This is a genomic window from Paraburkholderia sp. EG304 (assembly GCF_046543485.1).
In the GTDB taxonomy this organism is placed as follows: domain Bacteria; phylum Pseudomonadota; class Gammaproteobacteria; order Burkholderiales; family Burkholderiaceae; genus Paraburkholderia; species Paraburkholderia youngii.
Genome location: NZ_JBKGUA010000017.1, coordinates 77323 through 93072, shown reverse-complemented (window position 1 = coordinate 93072; position 15750 = coordinate 77323). Strand labels below are relative to the sequence as shown.

Here is a 15750-nt window from a genome sequence, read left to right as displayed (position 1 = left end):
GCGCGGGCGGTCGGCGTCCTACGCATCGAGCATCGATGATAGCGCCAAAAGCCTCGGTTTTCGCACAGCCTCGAAACGGCCGCGCAAAAATATCGGCGCTGGTAATAGCGTGTAAGCCAATGGTCGCGAGGCCGCTGTTAATTAACGGCAGATTCAGCCGCGAGCTTTAACGATATCCACGTTTCAAACTCGCGTTTCAAACCGGTTTTCGGCGAACTCGCAAGAAAACCGCCGTATATTCCAGTCGGTCACGTTCGCCGGCCCACCGTATTACCGCTCGTGCATTGCACCCGTGTTACGCAAACCCCACCAACGGTGTACGATCCGGTCACATCGGCTTGGGCGCACGCGTCGCTCTAGAGGGCCTCCTCCTGCGCCATCCGGTGTTTTACTAGCTTCCCAATATTTTTGAACTGATAAGCTTGGCGCGCGTTGCAGGCCACCCCGGCTTGCATCCTGACCAGAAGCCCGTTTGCGAGTCGCGCCGGGCGTCCCGAGGCGGCACAACCGCCGAGGGCGAAATTGAACTACACCGAGGAGTAAGAACAGTGAAAAAACTGCTAGCGGCTTTGACGGTTGCCTTGATTGCCACCGTCTCCATTGGCGCACACGCTAAAGATTGGTCGACGATCCGTTTTGGCGTTGATGCCAGCTATCCCCCGTTCGAGTCGAAAGGCGCAGACGGCAAGCTCGTTGGCTTCGATATCGACCTCGGCAACGAAATCTGCAAGCGCGTCGGTGCGAAGTGCGTGTGGGTGGAAAACGACTTCGACGGCATGATCCCGGCACTGAAGGCGAAGAAGTTCGACGGCGTGCTGTCGTCGATGTCGATGACGCCGCAACGCGCCGAGCAGGTCGCTTTCTCGTCGAAGCTGTTCAACACGCCGACGCGCCTCGTCGCGAAGCAGGGCTCGGGCATCCTGCCGACCGCTGAATCGCTGAAGGGCAAGTCGGTTGGCGTCGAACAGGGCACGATCCAGGAAACCTACGCGAAGACCTATTGGGAACCGAAGGGCGCGAAAGTCGTGCCGTATCAGAACCAGGACCAGGTCTACGCCGATCTGATCTCGGGCCGTCTCGACGCAGCGCTGCAAGACGCGGTGCAGGCTGAGCAGGGCTTCCTGAAGACGCCGCGCGGCGCAGGCTTCGCGTTCGTCGGCCAGAACCTCGACGATCCGAAGATCCTCGGCAACGGCGCCGGCATCGGCATGCGCAAGGAAGACACCGATCTGAAAGCGAAGGTCGACAAGGCGATCGCCGACATGATCAAGGACGGCACCTACAAGAAGATCGAGAAGAAGTACTTCGACTTCGACGTGTACGGCAGCTAATTGCCCACGCGCGCCGCACGGCGCGCCGGCAGCTTGTCCGAAACGGGCTCCGCGATGCGGAGCCCGTTTTGTTTTGCGGCTCCACATCTAGCCACATGAAGCCACATCGTGCGGCATATCGGCTAAGATCGTGCAACACGCGGTCGTCGGGAGACAGGTGGCCGCAGTCCGCGCACGCGGACCTCGCGCGCAGCCGGCGCGCACCTTTCCCCTTGCAATCAACAACCTAGCGCGGCTGCTTCGAACAGGCCGCGAAGTCAAAACCATGCAAACCCAGACCCATCCGCTGATTGCCCCGTCGCTTGGCACCGCCCGTGAACTGACGAGTTTCCACTACGGTTCCGGCGGCGGCCAGAAAATCTATATCCAGTCGTCGCTGCACGCGGACGAACTGCCCGGCATGCTGGTGTCGTGGTCGCTGCGCCGCAAGCTGGCCGCGCTCGAAGCCGCGGGCAAGCTGCGCGGCGAAGTCGTGGTCGTGCCGGTGCCCAATCCGATCGGCCTGAACCAGCATCTGCTCGGCCAGATGCTCGGGCGCTTCGAAACCGGCAGCGCGCAGAACTTCAACCGCAACTTCTACGACCTCGCCGAACTCGTGCTGCCGACCATCGAGTCGCGTCTGACCAGCGACATCGATGAGAACCGCGCCGCCATCCGCGCGGCGATGCGCGAAGCGCTCGACGCGCAGAAGCCGACCACCGAACTCGGCTCGCAACGCCTCGCGCTGCAAAAGCTTTCGTACGACGCCGACGTCGTGCTCGATCTGCATTGCGACTGGGAAGCCGCGATGCACTTGTATACCAATCCGGACCTGTGGCCCGAAGTCGAACCGCTCGCGCGCTACATCGATGCGAAGGCGTCGCTGCTCGCGCTGAACTCGGTCGGCAATCCGTTCGACGAGATCCACAGCTTCTGCTGGTCGGATCTGCGCGGCCGTTTCGGCGAGCGCTTCCCGATCCCGAACGGCGGCATCTCGGTCACGATCGAGCTGCGCGGCCAGCGCGACGTGTCGTACGAGTACGCGGAAAAAGACGCGCAGGCCATCATCGAATATCTGACCCTGCGCGGCGTGGTCGACGGCGAACCGGCGCCGCTGCCGCCGCTCGAATTCGCGGCGACGCCGCTCGCGGGCGCCGAGCCGCTCGTCGCGCCGATCAGCGGCGTGCTCGTGTATCGCTGCCCGGTCGGCACGTGGGTGGACGCGGGCCAGGAAATCGCCGACATCGTCGATCCGTTGACGGACCGCGTCGTCACGATCAAAAACACCGTGGCCGGCGTGTTGTACGCGCGGCATCTGGCGCGTTTCGCGACGGCCGGCCTCGAGTTCGCGCGCATCGCCGGCGCGACGCCGTTCCGCAGCGGCTCGTTGCTGAGCAACTGACGCCAAAACCGCTGCGACCGCCGATGCCGTCGCAGCCGGCCATGTAACTGAATTTTCACGCAGCAGCCGAAGTAACCGATCGCCCGCCGCCCGGCGGGCGATCCGCTGCCACGCGCCCCGCTTCGCGCCAGGGTCGACCGACCGGCCCCGCCACCGACGCTCCCGCCCCCCGATGCACACGCGAAGTGTCGCGCCCGCACGACACCGTGGAAATAATTTTTCACTGTCACATACCTTACTCAGCGTTCCCTTAAATTGCCGGCCATCGCGCGACGTTGCCGCAGAGCAGCGCGTCGCGATTGCCAAAATTCGCTAACTCGGAGAAGTATGTTGAACAAGAAAATCCTGACCGCCGCTACGGTTGCCGCATTCGCCTCCGCCGCTCACGCACAAAGCAGCGTCACGCTGTACGGCCTGATCGACGCCGGTATCAGCTACGTGAACAACTCGAAGACGTCCACCGGCCATAGCAGCCTGACCAAGTACGACGACGGCGTCGCACAAGGCAGCCGTTGGGGACTGCGTGGCACGGAAGACCTCGGCAACGGCCTGAAGGCGCTGTTCGTGCTGGAAAACGGCTTCAACAGCGGTAACGGCACCGCCGGCCAGGGCGGCGCGATGTTCGGCCGCCAGGCCTATGTCGGTGTGTCGCAGAACAACATCGGCTCGCTGACGTTCGGCCGCCAGTACTCGTTCTCGACCGACTACCTCGGCTCGAACTACTCGACCGGCGGCCTGACCGTCGCGGGTAACTACGCTTACCACATCAACGACGTCGACCAGCTCACGTCGAGCCGTATCAACAACTCGGTCAAGTTCAGCAGCGCGAACTTCTCGGGCCTGACCTTCGGCGCGATGTACGGCTTCTCGAACACGGCGGGCGGCTTTGCCGGCACGCCGGGTACGGGCACGTCGGCTGCACCGGTTGCGGGTTCGTCGCGCGCTTACAGCTTCGGCGCGAACTATGCGAACGGCCCGTTCGGTATCGGCGCAGCGTACACGGACATCCGTTACCCGGGCCAGGCATCGCCGGCCTTCTCGACTTCGCTGGCTAACGTGAGCTTCCCGTCGCTCGGCACCGGCCAGATCCAGGATCTGCGCTCGTTCGGCGTTGGCGGCCGCTACACATTCGGCCCGGCGACGCTGTGGGCCCTGTACACGAACACGCGCCTCGCCCCGATCTCGGGCGGCTCGACCACGTTCGCAGCCTACGAAGCAGGCGCGAAGTACGCGGTCACGCCAGCGATCACGGCAGGCGCGGGCTACACGTACATGCACCTGAGCGGCGCGAACGTCGGTCACTGGAACCAGGTGAACCTGAGCGGCGACTACGCGCTGTCGAAGCGCACGGACGTCTACTTGCTGGGCATCTATCAGATCGCATCGGGCCACAACGCCGCAAGTGGCGACCTGCAGGCACAGATCGGTTCGAGCACGAGCTACTTCAGCACGTCGGGCGTCGGCGCCGACAACCAGCTCGCGTTTCGCGTCGGTATGCGTCACAAGTTCTAAGCAGACGGTTCGCGGTGGGGAACCCGTGTTCCCTGCCTGGCTGAATCGATGGAAAGCGCCCTACGGGGCGCTTTTGCTTTTTGCCGTGCGAAATCAGTCGAGCAACGCCGGATTCGACGCAGGCTGCGCGCTTTGCCTTTTCGGCAACGATATCTGCCAAATATTGTAATTGTCTATAAATATCGGCCACCGCAACATCGGGTCACACGCTTCGATGCCGCGCCCGCCCCGCTCACGCGACACTGCCAGCGCGCCTCCCAACGCCGCCAGAGGACTTCGATATGAGCATGGACTCCGCCACCACCGCCGACGCGCTCGCGCGGCACACCTCGCGCTCGAGCGTATCGCGGCTGATTCTCGCGACCTCGATCGGCAACGCGCTGGAGTTCTACGATCTGGTCGTGTACGGCTACTTCGCGGCCGTGCTGTCGCGAACGTTTTTTCCGGTGCACGACCGCACCGTGTCGCTGCTGCTCACGCTCGGCACCTTCGCGCTGTCGTATCTCGCGCGACCGATCGGCGCGCTCGCGCTCGGCTCATTCAGCGACCGCAAAGGCCGCAAGGCATCGCTGACGCTATCGATTGCAATGATGACGCTCGGCACCGGCATGATCGCGCTGATGCCGTCGTATGCGGCGATCGGCGTGCTCGCGCCGATCGGCGTATTCGCGTCGCGGCTGTTGCAGGGATTCTCGGCGGGCGGCGAGTTCGGCAGCTCGACCGCGTTTCTGATCGAACATGCGCCGGAGCGCAAAGGCTTCATGGCAAGCTGGCAGTTCTCGAGCCAGGGCGCGAGCACGCTGCTCGCGTCGCTGTTCGGCGCGGTGTTGACGAGCACGCTGAGCACCGCGCAACTCGAAGGCTGGGGCTGGCGCATTCCGTTCCTGTTCGGCCTGCTGATCGGTCCGGTCGGGCTGTACATTCGCCGCCGCATCGACGAAACGCCGGAGTTCGAGCGCGCGGAAAAATCCGCCGCGCCGGTGCGAGAACTGCTCGCGACGCAAAAGGAACAAGTGCTCGTGTCGATCGGCGCGCTCGTGCTGACCACCACGGCCAACTACATGCTGCTCTACATGCCGACCTATGCGGCGCGGCAACTCGGGCTCGCGCCGTCGTCGGGTTTCATCGCGACGCTCGCGGCCGGTCTGATCATGATGGTGCTCACGCCGATCGTCGGTCATCTGTCCGACAAGGTGGGCCGCGTGCGCATCATGCTCTGCGCCGGCGTGCTGTTCTTCGCGACCGTCTACCCGGCCTTCATGCTGATGAACGCGCATCCGTCGCTCGGCTCGTTGCTGGCCGCGGTCACGTGGGTCGCGATACTGAAGGCGAGCTACTTCGCGCCGATTCCGGCCATGATGTCCGAACTGTTCCCAACCCGCACGCGCACGACCGGCATGGCGTTCGGCTACAACATCGGCACCACCGTATTCGGCGGCTTCACGCCGCTCGCGGTCGCCGCGCTGATCGCGGCGAGCGGCAATAACCTCGCACCCGGCCTCTATCTGATGCTCGCGGCCGTGCTTAGCCTTTTCACCGTGATGTGGGCACGCCTACGGCTGCACGCCCGCTAAGTCTCTGCCCAGCGGGCTTCGTTGAACCGACAGGACCTTATCCATGCAAGACCGTTTGCAGCAAGCCGTGCAGTTCGCGGTGGATCATGAATCGCTTTGGGACCGCCATGTGGGTGGCGCATGGGGTGTGCACGTGAACGACCCGCCGCCATGGAACAAGCTGCTCGGTCCCGTGCATGATCGCGGACCGGTATCGGGTGCGATCGCTGTCGACGGCCGCGTGCTGACGAGCTGGGGCGAACCGGATCGGGCCGATCTGACCTTCAGCGTCGCGAAGATGTACCTCGCGCTGCTCGCCGGCGTCGCGCACGATCGCGGGTTGTTGCCCGACGTCGACGAGCCGGTGCCCGTGCGCGTGCCCAACATCGGCTTCGACGACGAACACAACGCGCCGATCACCTGGGCGCATCTGCTGCAGCAAACCAGCGAATGGCGCGGCACTTACTTCGGTTTGTCGGATCAGGCGGATCACTACCGAGCGGTCAATTTCGCCGCGCCGCCCGATGGCAAGAAAGGCGACCCGCGTCCGCTGCAACGGCCGGGCAGCTACTGGGAATACAACGACGTCCGCATCAACCAGCTGTCGCTCGCGCTGCTGCATCTGTTCCGTCAGCCGCTGCCCGAGGTGTTTCGCGAGGCGATCATGCGGCCAACCGGTGCGAGCGAAAACTGGCAATGGGTCGGCTACGACGACGCATGGGTCGAGATCGACGGGCGACGCATGCAGTCGGTGCCGGGTGGTACGCACTGGGGCGGCGGGATGTCGGTCAGCGCGAAGGATCAGTTGAAGGTCGCGCAGATGCTGCTCGATGACGGCGTCGCGAACGGCCAGCGCGTGCTGTCGTCCGAATGGATCGCGCGCATGCGCACTCCGTGCGCGATCGCGCCGTTCTATGGCTACCTCGTATGGATCAATACCGGGCGCAAGATGTTCCCGAACGTGCCGGAGTCGAGCTATTTCGGCATCGGCGCGGGCAGTTCGTTCACGTGGGTCGAACCGGAGCGGCGCATGACGGTGGTCGTGCGCTGGCTGAATCCGGCCTCGGCCAACGAGTTTTTCGGGCTGGTGCTCGACGCGGTCGATAACCTCGGCCGATAGCCACGAATCAAAAAAATGCGGGCGATGCACAAATGCATCGCCCGCATGGTCATCGGTCGAGCCGTTACGGTTGCAACAGCAGATCAGCGCGTCAGTGCGAATGCCGCGGCACCGCGGAGCCTCGACAACCAACGAGGAAGTCGAGGTCGCACCCCTCATCGGCCTGCAACACGTGATCGATATACAGGCGCCGGTACCCGCCACCTTCCGGCGGCTCGGGCGGCACATGCTTCGCGAGACGGCGCTCGAGCTCCGCGTCGCTGATATCGAGGTGCAGTGTGCCCGCGTCGCAATCGAGCTCGATCCAGTCGCCGTCCTGCACCGCGGCGAGCGGGCCGCCGGCCGCCGCCTCCGGCGTCACGTGCAGCACCACGGTGCCGTATGCGGTGCCGCTCATGCGCGCATCGGAAATGCGCACCATGTCCTTCACGCCCTGCTTCAGCAGCTTCGGCGGCAGGCCCATGTTGCCGACTTCGGCCATGCCCGGATAACCCTTCGGCCCGCAGTTCTTCATCACCAGCACCGAGTTCGCATCGACGTCGAGCGTTTCGTCGACGATGCGCGACTTGTAGTGCTCGAAGTTCTCGAACACGACCGCGCGTCCGCGATGCTTGAGCAACTCGGGCGTCGCCGCCGACGGCTTCAGCACCGCGCCGCGCGGCGCGAGATTGCCCCGCAGCACGCGAATACCGCCATCGGCGACGAGCGGCTTGTCGAGCGGACGGATCACTTCGTCGTTGGTGTTGGGCGCGTCCTTCACGTTGTCCCACAGCGACTTGCCGTTGACCGTCAACGCGTCCGGATGCGGCAGCAGGTTCGCTTCGCCGAGCCGGCGCAGCACGGCCGGCAGACCGCCCGCGTAATAGAACTCTTCCATCAGGAAGCGGCCCGACGGCATCAGGTCGACGATCGTCGGCGTGTCGCGGCCGATGCGCACCCAGTCGTCGAGTTCCAGATCGATACCGATGCGCCCCGCGATCGCCTTCAGATGAATCACCGCATTGGTCGAGCCGCCGATCGCCGCATTGACGCGGATCGCGTTGGCGAACGCCTCGCGCGTGAGGATCTTCGACAGCTTCAGGTCTTCGAGCGCCATCTCGACGATGCGGATGCCCGACATATGCGCGAGCACGTAGCGGCGCGAGTCGACCGCGGGAATCGCCGCGTTGTGCGGCAGCGACGTGCCGAGCGCTTCGGCCATACAGGCCATCGTCGACGCGGTGCCCATCGTGTTGCAGGTGCCCGCCGAGCGCGACATGCCCGCCTCGGCGGACAGAAACTGATGCAGGTCGATCTCGCCGGCCTTCAGCGATTCGTGCAGCTGCCACACCGCGGTGCCCGAGCCGATGTTCTTGCCGTCGAGCTTGCCGTTGAGCATCGGGCCGCCGGTCACGACGATCGCCGGCACGTCGCAACTCGCCGCGCCCATCAAGAGCGCGGGGGTCGTCTTGTCGCAGCCGGTCAGCAGCACCACCGCGTCGATCGGATTGCCCCGGATCGCCTCCTCGACGTCCATCGCCGCGAGATTGCGCGTGAGCATCGCGGTCGGACGCAGATTCGATTCGCCGTTCGAAAACACCGGGAACTCGACCGGGAAGCCACCTGCTTCGTAGATGCCGCGCTTCACGTGCTCGGCGAGCTTGCGAAAGTGCGCGTTGCACGGTGTCAGCTCGGACCACGTGTTGCAAATACCGATCACAGGGCGCCCGTCGAACTCGTGGTCCGGGATGCCCTGATTCTTCATCCAGCTTCGATACATGAAGCCGTTCTTGTCAGCCGTGCCGAACCATTCGGCCGAGCGCAATTTCCGCTTTTTTTCCGACATGCTAGGTCCTTGATGCATGCGCCGGGACCCTCACCGGCATATTTGACTGAAGCGGCCCACCCGGCGCCACGGCGCAAGGCTGCCGCTCAATGTCCAGGGATGGTGAAGTGTACGGAGCGGGTTGATATCTTTCCAATTATATTTTGGGCGATATTGATATCAGTTCTGGTATCGATCCGCCGCGACCGGCGGCGCGGCGAAACCGGCAAGCAGACCGTGCCGGCTTCAGGCCTCGCCGGTCGCCTGCTTACGGCCGGCTTTCGGTAATGCGCCGCGCGTGTTCTTCTTCAGATGACTCTGGTTATAGTCGATCGCGGCGCGGATCAGCGCTTTCAGTGCGCGCTCGTCGACCTCGTCGCGCTCCAAGAAGTCGATCGCGCGCCGCGCGTTGCCTTCGAGGCCCGCGTTGAACAAACCGTCCGGATCGGCCAGGCCCGCCCCATGCGCGAAGGTCAGCTTGACCTTACCCTTGTGCGCGTTGGCGACCGCGATCATGCCGTCGCGCGACCAGACTGGGCTACCCATCCACTTGAATTCCTCGACGATCGCCGGGTCGGCCGCCAGCACGCATTGACGGATGCGAGCGAAGGTCGCGCCGCGCCAGTCGGTGAGTCCTGCGATCAGTTCGTCGATACGTTCGGATGCGTTCATCGGAGTGTGGCCCTCGCAAACGGAGAAACGATCCAGTCATTGATAATCTTCGCCTGGATTTGCGGTTGGCGCACGGCCGATCCGCGTAGTTTCACACCTTGCCCGCGGGCTGCAGCATCGGATACGTGAAGAAGAAAAAGTGGACCACGTTCAGCCCGAAATGTGCGAGCACCGCCGCCGATAATCCGCCGAAGCGATACGTAAGCCCATAGCCGATGCCCGCCACACCTCCGAGCACGATCCACTGCCATCCGCCCGCGCCATGTGCGAGCCCGAACAGCGCGGCCGCCACGCATAGCGCGAGCAGGTCCGCCCTTTGCCGGCGCGCGAAGAGTCGCGTCAGACCGCCTTGCAGATAGCCGCGAAACAACGCCTCTTCAGTCAGCGTGACGAGAAAGAGATTGTTCACCAACCACAGCACGCTGTCGGCGGGCCGCTTCGGCGCCCATCCGACGATCCCGAGCGACAACGCAACGGCCATGCAAGCCGCGACCGTGATCAGCCAACCGCCGACGCCAGCGGCTAACCACGTGCGCAGCGCGTGCGGCGGCCGAATCCACGGCAAGGCGAGCAACAGCCAGAAGCCGATCAGCGGCTTGTCGAAATTGAGGTACATCGTGAAGGGCACGGCATCCGGCGTGAAATGCACGGGGCCGATCACGCGCGGGTTATGAAAGCCTGGCAGCCAATGCAGGCTGAGCGCAATTGCGAGTGCGACGAACAGCAGATGACCAGCGTATCGAACGTAACGCGGGCGAGCCGGCGACACCGCGTACGCGGCCACGCCGAGCAGCGCAATGGCGACGCTCGCCAAGGGGCCGAGCTGCCCGGTCGCCAACGCCGTGCCGTATCCGATCACGAGCAGGCCGACGCCCAGCCAGCGAAACGTGCTGGCCCACGTCGCCGGCGCGGCGAGGAAAATCGCGATCCACGGTAGTGCGAACATAGAAAGGCTCGAAGTCAGGCTTGCAGTGAGTGCTGTCTTTGCGTGCGAGCGTGACTCTAGCATTCAAGTATCGCTGGACCGCGAGAACCGCCGTGCGCGTACGTTGGCGAACTCCGTTTCCCCGAGTGACGATTCGTCTGGCGCTACTCGTCTTGCTTCCGAAATGCGGCCTCGCCGGCATCCGACACCTCGACCCACTTCGGATCGGGTGCCGCGCCGGGGACGTACATGTCGTTCCAGTTCCACCACTTGTACGGCCGGCTCTGTGGGTAGCCTTCCGGCGAATCCTCCCACGTCTCCTGACGCCCGAGCGCCGTCATGTCGAGGTAACTCCAGACCGTGCCCATCGCCTCGTCGCCACGCCCGTTAATCAAGTATGTTCGGAACACGCGCTCACCGTCCCGGATGAACGCGTTGTGGCCGTGCCATTCGTCCACGCCGAAGTCGGCGTCGAAACTGTCGGTGATCGTGTACCAGGGAATCATCTCCCAGCCCATCCGGGCCTTCAGCCGCGCGATGTCGGCTTGCGGTGCGCGGGACGCGTACACGAGGGTCGTGTCGCGAGCGTGCAAATGCGCAAGGTGGGAGACCTGATCGGCCCCCAGCGAGCAGCCAATGCACGCATGCTCTGGCCATCCGTGCACGCCGGGCTCGAAAAAGGCGCGATAAATGACCAGCTGACGGCGGCCTTCGAAGAGATCGAGCAGGCTCACTCTGCCTTGCGGCCCGTCGAACGCATACGTTTTTTCCACGGCAAGCCATGGCATCCGACGCCGCTCGGCGGCCAGCGCGTCGCGGGCACGTGTCAAGGCTTTTTCCTTGACGAGCAACTGCTCGCGCGCGGCCTCCCACTCTTGCCGCGACACAACCGGCGGCGTCTTCATCGCAGGCTGTCCATCTTTCCCACTCTTCTCAGGTGACTTGTTCGTCGTCATCGCAACCTCCGGGTTAGAGCGATGTCCTGTGCGTTCGGGTCGGAAGGCGATTCGCTCACCTTGCATCGCTCGCTGTTGATGAAGGTTCAGTTTACGCCGCCGGTCATCGACTGATGGGAGTGACAAATGTGACGCGATTCCGGATTCACGGTGGGCCAAACCCGGCTGTCTGTTTCTAATGTAATCTGCCGCAACGACCATGACGTCCCACGAATCATTCGCCCACCACCTGGAGGTGACGATGAGCGCGATCCATGAGGTCTACCCCTATCTGCGCGTGCGCAATGCCGCGCAGGCGATTGAGTTCTACGCACAGGCATTCGGCGGCGTCGAACAGTTTCGCCTGACCGAACCGGGCGGCCGCATCGGCCATGCCGAAGTGAAGATCGGTCCCGCCATCGTGATGCTGTCCGATGAATATCCCGAGCACGATATGCTCGGGCCGAGCGGCGACAGCCGGCCGGGCGTGCTGCTGCATATCCACTGCGACGACGTCGACCAGCTATTCGCACAAGCGGTCAAAGCGGGCGCAACCGTGGTCCTCCCGCTAACCGATCATTTTTATGGCGAGCGCTCGGCGACCGTGCGCGATCCGTTCGGCCACGAATGGCAGCTCGGCGCGCAGATCGAAGCGCTCACGCCTGAAGAGATGCAGCGCCGTTACACGGCGCTGTTCGACAACTAGCGGGTTGTGACAGTGGGCTGCTCGCGCTTGGCCCCCCGATTGCGTGAGCTCTTTTTACTGCCCGCCGAACGGCTTTTGCACGGTGAGCTTGTTGGTCACCGAAGTCACGCCCGGAACGCCCTTCGCGATCTCCGCGACCTGATTGATCTGGGAAGCGTCGGTGACCGTGCCGCTCAGCGTCACCGCACCGCCCTTTGCGATGACGCTGATATTGCCGGCGCTGATCTCCTTGTGCTTGCCGATCGCGGCATACACCTGCCGACGCAGCGCGCGATTCGCTTGCCTCGGGCTGACGGGAGCGGCTGCGCTGGCTGACATCGCGGGCGCGCCCGAAGCTGCGCTGGCCGTCTGACCCGACTGCGACCATGCGCTGCCCGACGCGGCCAGAATCAATGTGGCAATCGCCAACGCGCGTGCCTGAATGCTTTTCATCGAATACTCCAGTTGTTATAGATGACGTAATCAGAAGTTGTGGCGGATGCCGACCATGGCCGCCGTGGTGGACACGCCAGGCGCAACCGGCGCGCCATAGATGATGGTCTGGTTCATGGTCCCCTTGTTGGCCACATAACCCACCTGCGCGTATGCCTTGGTGCGCTGGGACAGGTTGTATTCCGCACCCACCGCGAATTCGCTCGAATGGTTCGCCGAGTTGTTCTTGTCTTTCAGGTAGTAGTACCCCGACGTGACCTTGAAACGCGGATTGAACTGGTAGCCAAGGCCCCCCGAAATCATTTCGAAGTCCGCGGTGTTGCTATGCGCCGGGTTCTTGCCTGCGCCGTACGAGGCCGACACCGAAAATCCCGCGATCGTGTACATCGCACCGAAATAGTAGAAACGGTTGTTCGCCAGACCGGTCGCAGGGATGGCGGGTGCCGCCGGGTACGTGATCGGGAACGGGTTGGTATCGTGGCCGTTGTAATACACCGCGGACAGATTCAGACCGTAGTTCGAATACTTGGCCACCGCCGACTCGCGCGTGCCGCCCTGGAAATGACCGGCGACGCCGCCCGGCGCGTACTCGAGCGCAAGCGACGCGCCGTGGAATTTCGGCGAGTTATAGACGAGCGCGTTGCTGTCGTACAGCGCGCCGATCGGCGCGTTCGTGCTCGTACCCGGCCAGCCGGCCGCCTGATTGATGCCCAGCCACGCGGTCAGAATACTGCCGAAATACTGCGCACCACGCACGTCGGTTTCCGCCATCGCGTAGATCATCGGAATGATCTGCCGGCCGGCGTCGAAGGTACCGAAGGGCCCGGACACGCCGATCGTCGCGAACTGGTTGAAGATCGCGGTGGTGCCCGGCGTATCGGACAGACCGAACTTGCCGTTCGTGGAGTTGAATACGCCCTGCAGCTTGAAATTGACCTTATAGCCGCCGCCGATGTCCTCGCTGCCTTTCAAACCCCAGAAGCTCGCATAGATACCGCCGTCCTTCAGCTGATAAATCTTGCCCGTGTTCGGCGCGTGCGGCAGGAAGGTGGCCGCCGACGTGCTCTGATACAGGAAGCCCGTATCGATCACGCCATAAAGCGTCACTGACGACTGCGCATGAGCTGCGGTGGCGAAAATGGCCAACACGATAGCGCTGCTTGTCTTTAACTTCATTGTGTCTCCTTCGCGTACCGGCGGTGGCGCCAAAGCCCATGCTGCGGTCGCTTCAATCGATTGGTGATTTTGTTTGCGCCGGGCGTACCCGGCCGCGTTGTTGCGTGAATCGAACTGTGTCGCTGCGCAAGCCGTGCGTCAGGGCAGGTAGTAGTTCCCGTATTGATCGCGTAACTGGTTCTTCAGCACCTTGCCCGTTGCGCCGATAGGCACCGTGTCGACGAACACCACGGCATCGGGGGTCCACCAGCGCGCGACCCGGCCGTTGAAGAAGGACAGCAGTTCGTCGCCGGCCAGCTCGCTGCCCGGCTTTTTCACGACCAGCAGCAGCGGCCGTTCGTCCCACTTCGGATGCCGTGCGGCGATACACACTGCTGTCGCGACTTCCGGATGCAGATACGCGACGTTTTCGATGGCCGCCGAACTGATCCATTCGCCGCCCGACTTGATCACGTCCTTGCTGCGATCGGTGATCTGCATGAAGCCGTGCCGGTCGATGGTCGCGATGTCGCCGGTCGGAAACCAGCCGTCGCACAGCGGCGACTCGACGTCGGCGCCGAAATACTGTTGCGTGACCCAGTGGCCGCGCACCTGCAGATCGCCCGCGCTATCGCCGTCCCACGGCAATTCATTGCCGTGCGTGCCGACGATCCGCATATCGATGCCGAACAGCGCACGTCCCTGCTTCGCCTGCACCTGGTACTGCTCGTCCATCGGCAGCGACTGCTGATGCGCCTTGAAGCTACAGACCGTGCCGATCGGGCTCAATTCGGTCATGCCCCACGCGTGCAGCACCTCGACCCGATGGCGCTTCTGGAACGCTTCGGTCATCGCGGTCGGACACGGCGCGCCGCCGATCACCGTGCGTCGCATCGACGAGAAGGTGCCGCCCATCGCATCGACATGCGTGAGGAGTCCCTGCCACACGGTCGGCACCCCGGCCGACAGTGTCACGTGTTCCGTTTCGATCAGCTCATAGAGCGACTTGCCGTCGAGCGCCGGACCCGGAAACACCAGCTTCGCGCCGACCATGCACGCGATATAGGGCAGTCCCCACGCGTTCACATGGAACATCGGCACGACCGGCAGGATCACGTCGCGCGCGGAACAGTTCAGCGCATCGGGCAGCGCCGCCGCGTAGGTGTGCAGCACGGTAGAGCGATGGCTGTACAGCACGCCTTTCGGATTGCCGGTGGTGCCCGACGTGTAGCACAGCGACGACGCGCTGTTTTCGTCGAGCAGCGGCCATTCGAAAACGTCGTCGTGCAGCTCGAGCAGGTCTTCGTAGCACATCAGCATGCCGCCCAGTTCGTCCGCTTGCGGCATGTGCGCGCGATCGGTCATCGCCACGAATACCTTCGGGCTCTTCACCCGGGGCGCGACGCTCTCGATCAGCGGCAGAAACGTCAGGTCGAAGAACACCACGCGATCTTGCGCATGCTCGATGATGTATTCGAGCTGGTCGACGTGCAGTCGCGGGTTCAGCGTATGCAGCACCGACCCGGAGCCCGACACCGCGAAGTACAGCTCCATGTGGCGATAGCCGTTCCACGCGAGCGTCGCGACCCGCTCGCCCTGGACGACGCCGAGCGTTGCCAGAGCGTTGGCCATGCGGCGCGCGCGCTGCGCGAGGTGCCGATACGAATAACGATGGATGTCTCCTTCCACGCGTCGCGACACGATCTCCTGTTCGCCGTGATGGCGCTCCGCGTGCGTGAGCAGCGCGGAAACCAGCAGCGACTGCTGCATCATCAAGCCTTGCATTTTTCCGTCTCCTGATTGGTTGTGGCGTCTCGAATCTGGCCTACCCGGCCTTACGTTGCCGCGCTGCCCGCTCGCTGATGCGAGGGCGTCGCGTTCGGCTCGTCGAGACTCACCACCACCATTGAATCCACTATTTCGACCGGGAAGGTCGTCACACTCAATCCGCCTGTTCCCGCCATGCAGCCGGTGCGCACGTCGAAGCGCAGACCGTGCGCCGGACACCGCAACATGCAGCCTTCCAGCTGACCGCCCGAAAGCGCGGCCCCGTTGTGCGGACAGGTGTTGTCGATGGCGTGAAGCGTGCCTGCGATGTTGAACAGCACGATGCTGCTGCCATCGATGAAGGCCAGCTTGCGCTGGCCCGGCGCGAGTTCACCGGCGACACCCACCTCGATCCGACGCGACATCCCAGGCTCCTTCTGAACCGGCGCCGGCCGCG

At 63.7% G+C, this 15750-nt stretch carries 14 protein-coding genes; 6 read left to right on the top strand and 8 right to left on the bottom strand.

Annotated elements, in window-relative coordinates; all coding sequences use genetic code 11:
• Window positions 1–548 precede the first annotated feature (548 nt).
• From ACLFKU_RS21090 to ACLFKU_RS21070, 5 genes are all read left to right on the top strand, one after another.
• The gene (locus ACLFKU_RS21090) at window positions 549–1331 is read left to right on the top strand and encodes an ABC transporter substrate-binding protein (protein WP_013091296.1); all 783 of its coding nucleotides are present in this window, start codon (window positions 549–551) and stop codon (window positions 1329–1331) included.
• A gap of 265 nt (window positions 1332–1596) precedes the next feature.
• Complete coding sequence (locus ACLFKU_RS21085) at window positions 1597–2712, top strand: succinylglutamate desuccinylase/aspartoacylase family protein (protein ID WP_410850338.1); 1116 nt, start codon at window positions 1597–1599, stop codon at window positions 2710–2712.
• A 330-nt stretch (window positions 2713–3042) separates the two neighbouring features.
• Window positions 3043–4224, top strand: coding sequence for a porin (locus tag ACLFKU_RS21080; protein ID WP_410850337.1), 1182 nt, complete (start codon window positions 3043–3045; stop codon window positions 4222–4224).
• 281 nt (window positions 4225–4505) lie between these two features.
• The gene (locus ACLFKU_RS21075; RefSeq protein ID WP_410850336.1) at window positions 4506–5798 is read left to right on the top strand and encodes an MFS transporter; all 1293 of its coding nucleotides are present in this window, start codon (window positions 4506–4508) and stop codon (window positions 5796–5798) included.
• Between the two features lie 43 nt (window positions 5799–5841).
• Window positions 5842–6897 carry a serine hydrolase domain-containing protein gene (locus ACLFKU_RS21070; protein WP_410850335.1) on the top strand — a complete coding sequence of 352 codons (1056 nt, stop codon included), beginning with the start codon at window positions 5842–5844 and terminating at the stop codon, window positions 6895–6897.
• 91 nt (window positions 6898–6988) lie between these two features.
• On the opposite strand, the gene ACLFKU_RS21065 is transcribed toward ACLFKU_RS21070, so the two are convergent.
• From ACLFKU_RS21065 to ACLFKU_RS21050, 4 genes are all read right to left on the bottom strand, one after another.
• Complete coding sequence (locus ACLFKU_RS21065; RefSeq protein ID WP_368587129.1) at window positions 6989–8722, bottom strand: IlvD/Edd family dehydratase; 1734 nt, start codon at window positions 8720–8722, stop codon at window positions 6989–6991.
• A 225-nt stretch (window positions 8723–8947) separates the two neighbouring features.
• Window positions 8948–9373: a DUF1801 domain-containing protein gene (locus tag ACLFKU_RS21060; RefSeq protein WP_410850334.1), complete on the bottom strand. Its 426-nt coding sequence runs from the start codon at window positions 9371–9373 to the stop codon at window positions 8948–8950.
• Between the two features lie 91 nt (window positions 9374–9464).
• Window positions 9465–10319, bottom strand: a complete 855-nt coding sequence (locus ACLFKU_RS21055; protein ID WP_410850333.1) for a CPBP family intramembrane glutamic endopeptidase — start codon at window positions 10317–10319, stop codon at window positions 9465–9467.
• Window positions 10320–10462: 143 nt separating this feature from the next.
• On the bottom strand, window positions 10463–11254 hold the full coding sequence (locus ACLFKU_RS21050; protein ID WP_368587132.1) for a DUF899 domain-containing protein: 792 nt from the start codon (window positions 11252–11254) through the stop codon (window positions 10463–10465).
• 241 nt (window positions 11255–11495) lie between these two features.
• On the opposite strand from ACLFKU_RS21050, the gene ACLFKU_RS21045 reads away from it, so the two are divergent.
• Window positions 11496–11939, top strand: a complete 444-nt coding sequence (locus ACLFKU_RS21045) for a VOC family protein (protein ID WP_176120769.1) — start codon at window positions 11496–11498, stop codon at window positions 11937–11939.
• A gap of 54 nt (window positions 11940–11993) precedes the next feature.
• Here the strand turns inward: ACLFKU_RS21045 and ACLFKU_RS21040 are convergent, their stop codons facing one another.
• The 4 genes from ACLFKU_RS21040 to ACLFKU_RS21025 form a co-directional block, all read right to left on the bottom strand.
• Window positions 11994–12371 (bottom strand): BON domain-containing protein, encoded by a 378-nt coding sequence (locus ACLFKU_RS21040; RefSeq protein WP_410850332.1) that lies wholly within the window; start codon window positions 12369–12371, stop codon window positions 11994–11996.
• Between the two features lie 30 nt (window positions 12372–12401).
• On the bottom strand, window positions 12402–13547 hold the full coding sequence (locus ACLFKU_RS21035) for a porin (RefSeq protein WP_368587134.1): 1146 nt from the start codon (window positions 13545–13547) through the stop codon (window positions 12402–12404).
• 138 nt (window positions 13548–13685) lie between these two features.
• Entirely contained in the window at window positions 13686–15311 is a 1626-nt protein-coding gene (locus ACLFKU_RS21030) for a 3-(methylthio)propionyl-CoA ligase (RefSeq protein WP_410850331.1), read from the bottom strand.
• 50 nt (window positions 15312–15361) lie between these two features.
• Complete coding sequence (locus ACLFKU_RS21025; protein ID WP_410850330.1) at window positions 15362–15718, bottom strand: Rieske (2Fe-2S) protein; 357 nt, start codon at window positions 15716–15718, stop codon at window positions 15362–15364.
• Between the last annotated feature and the right edge of the window lie 32 nt (window positions 15719–15750).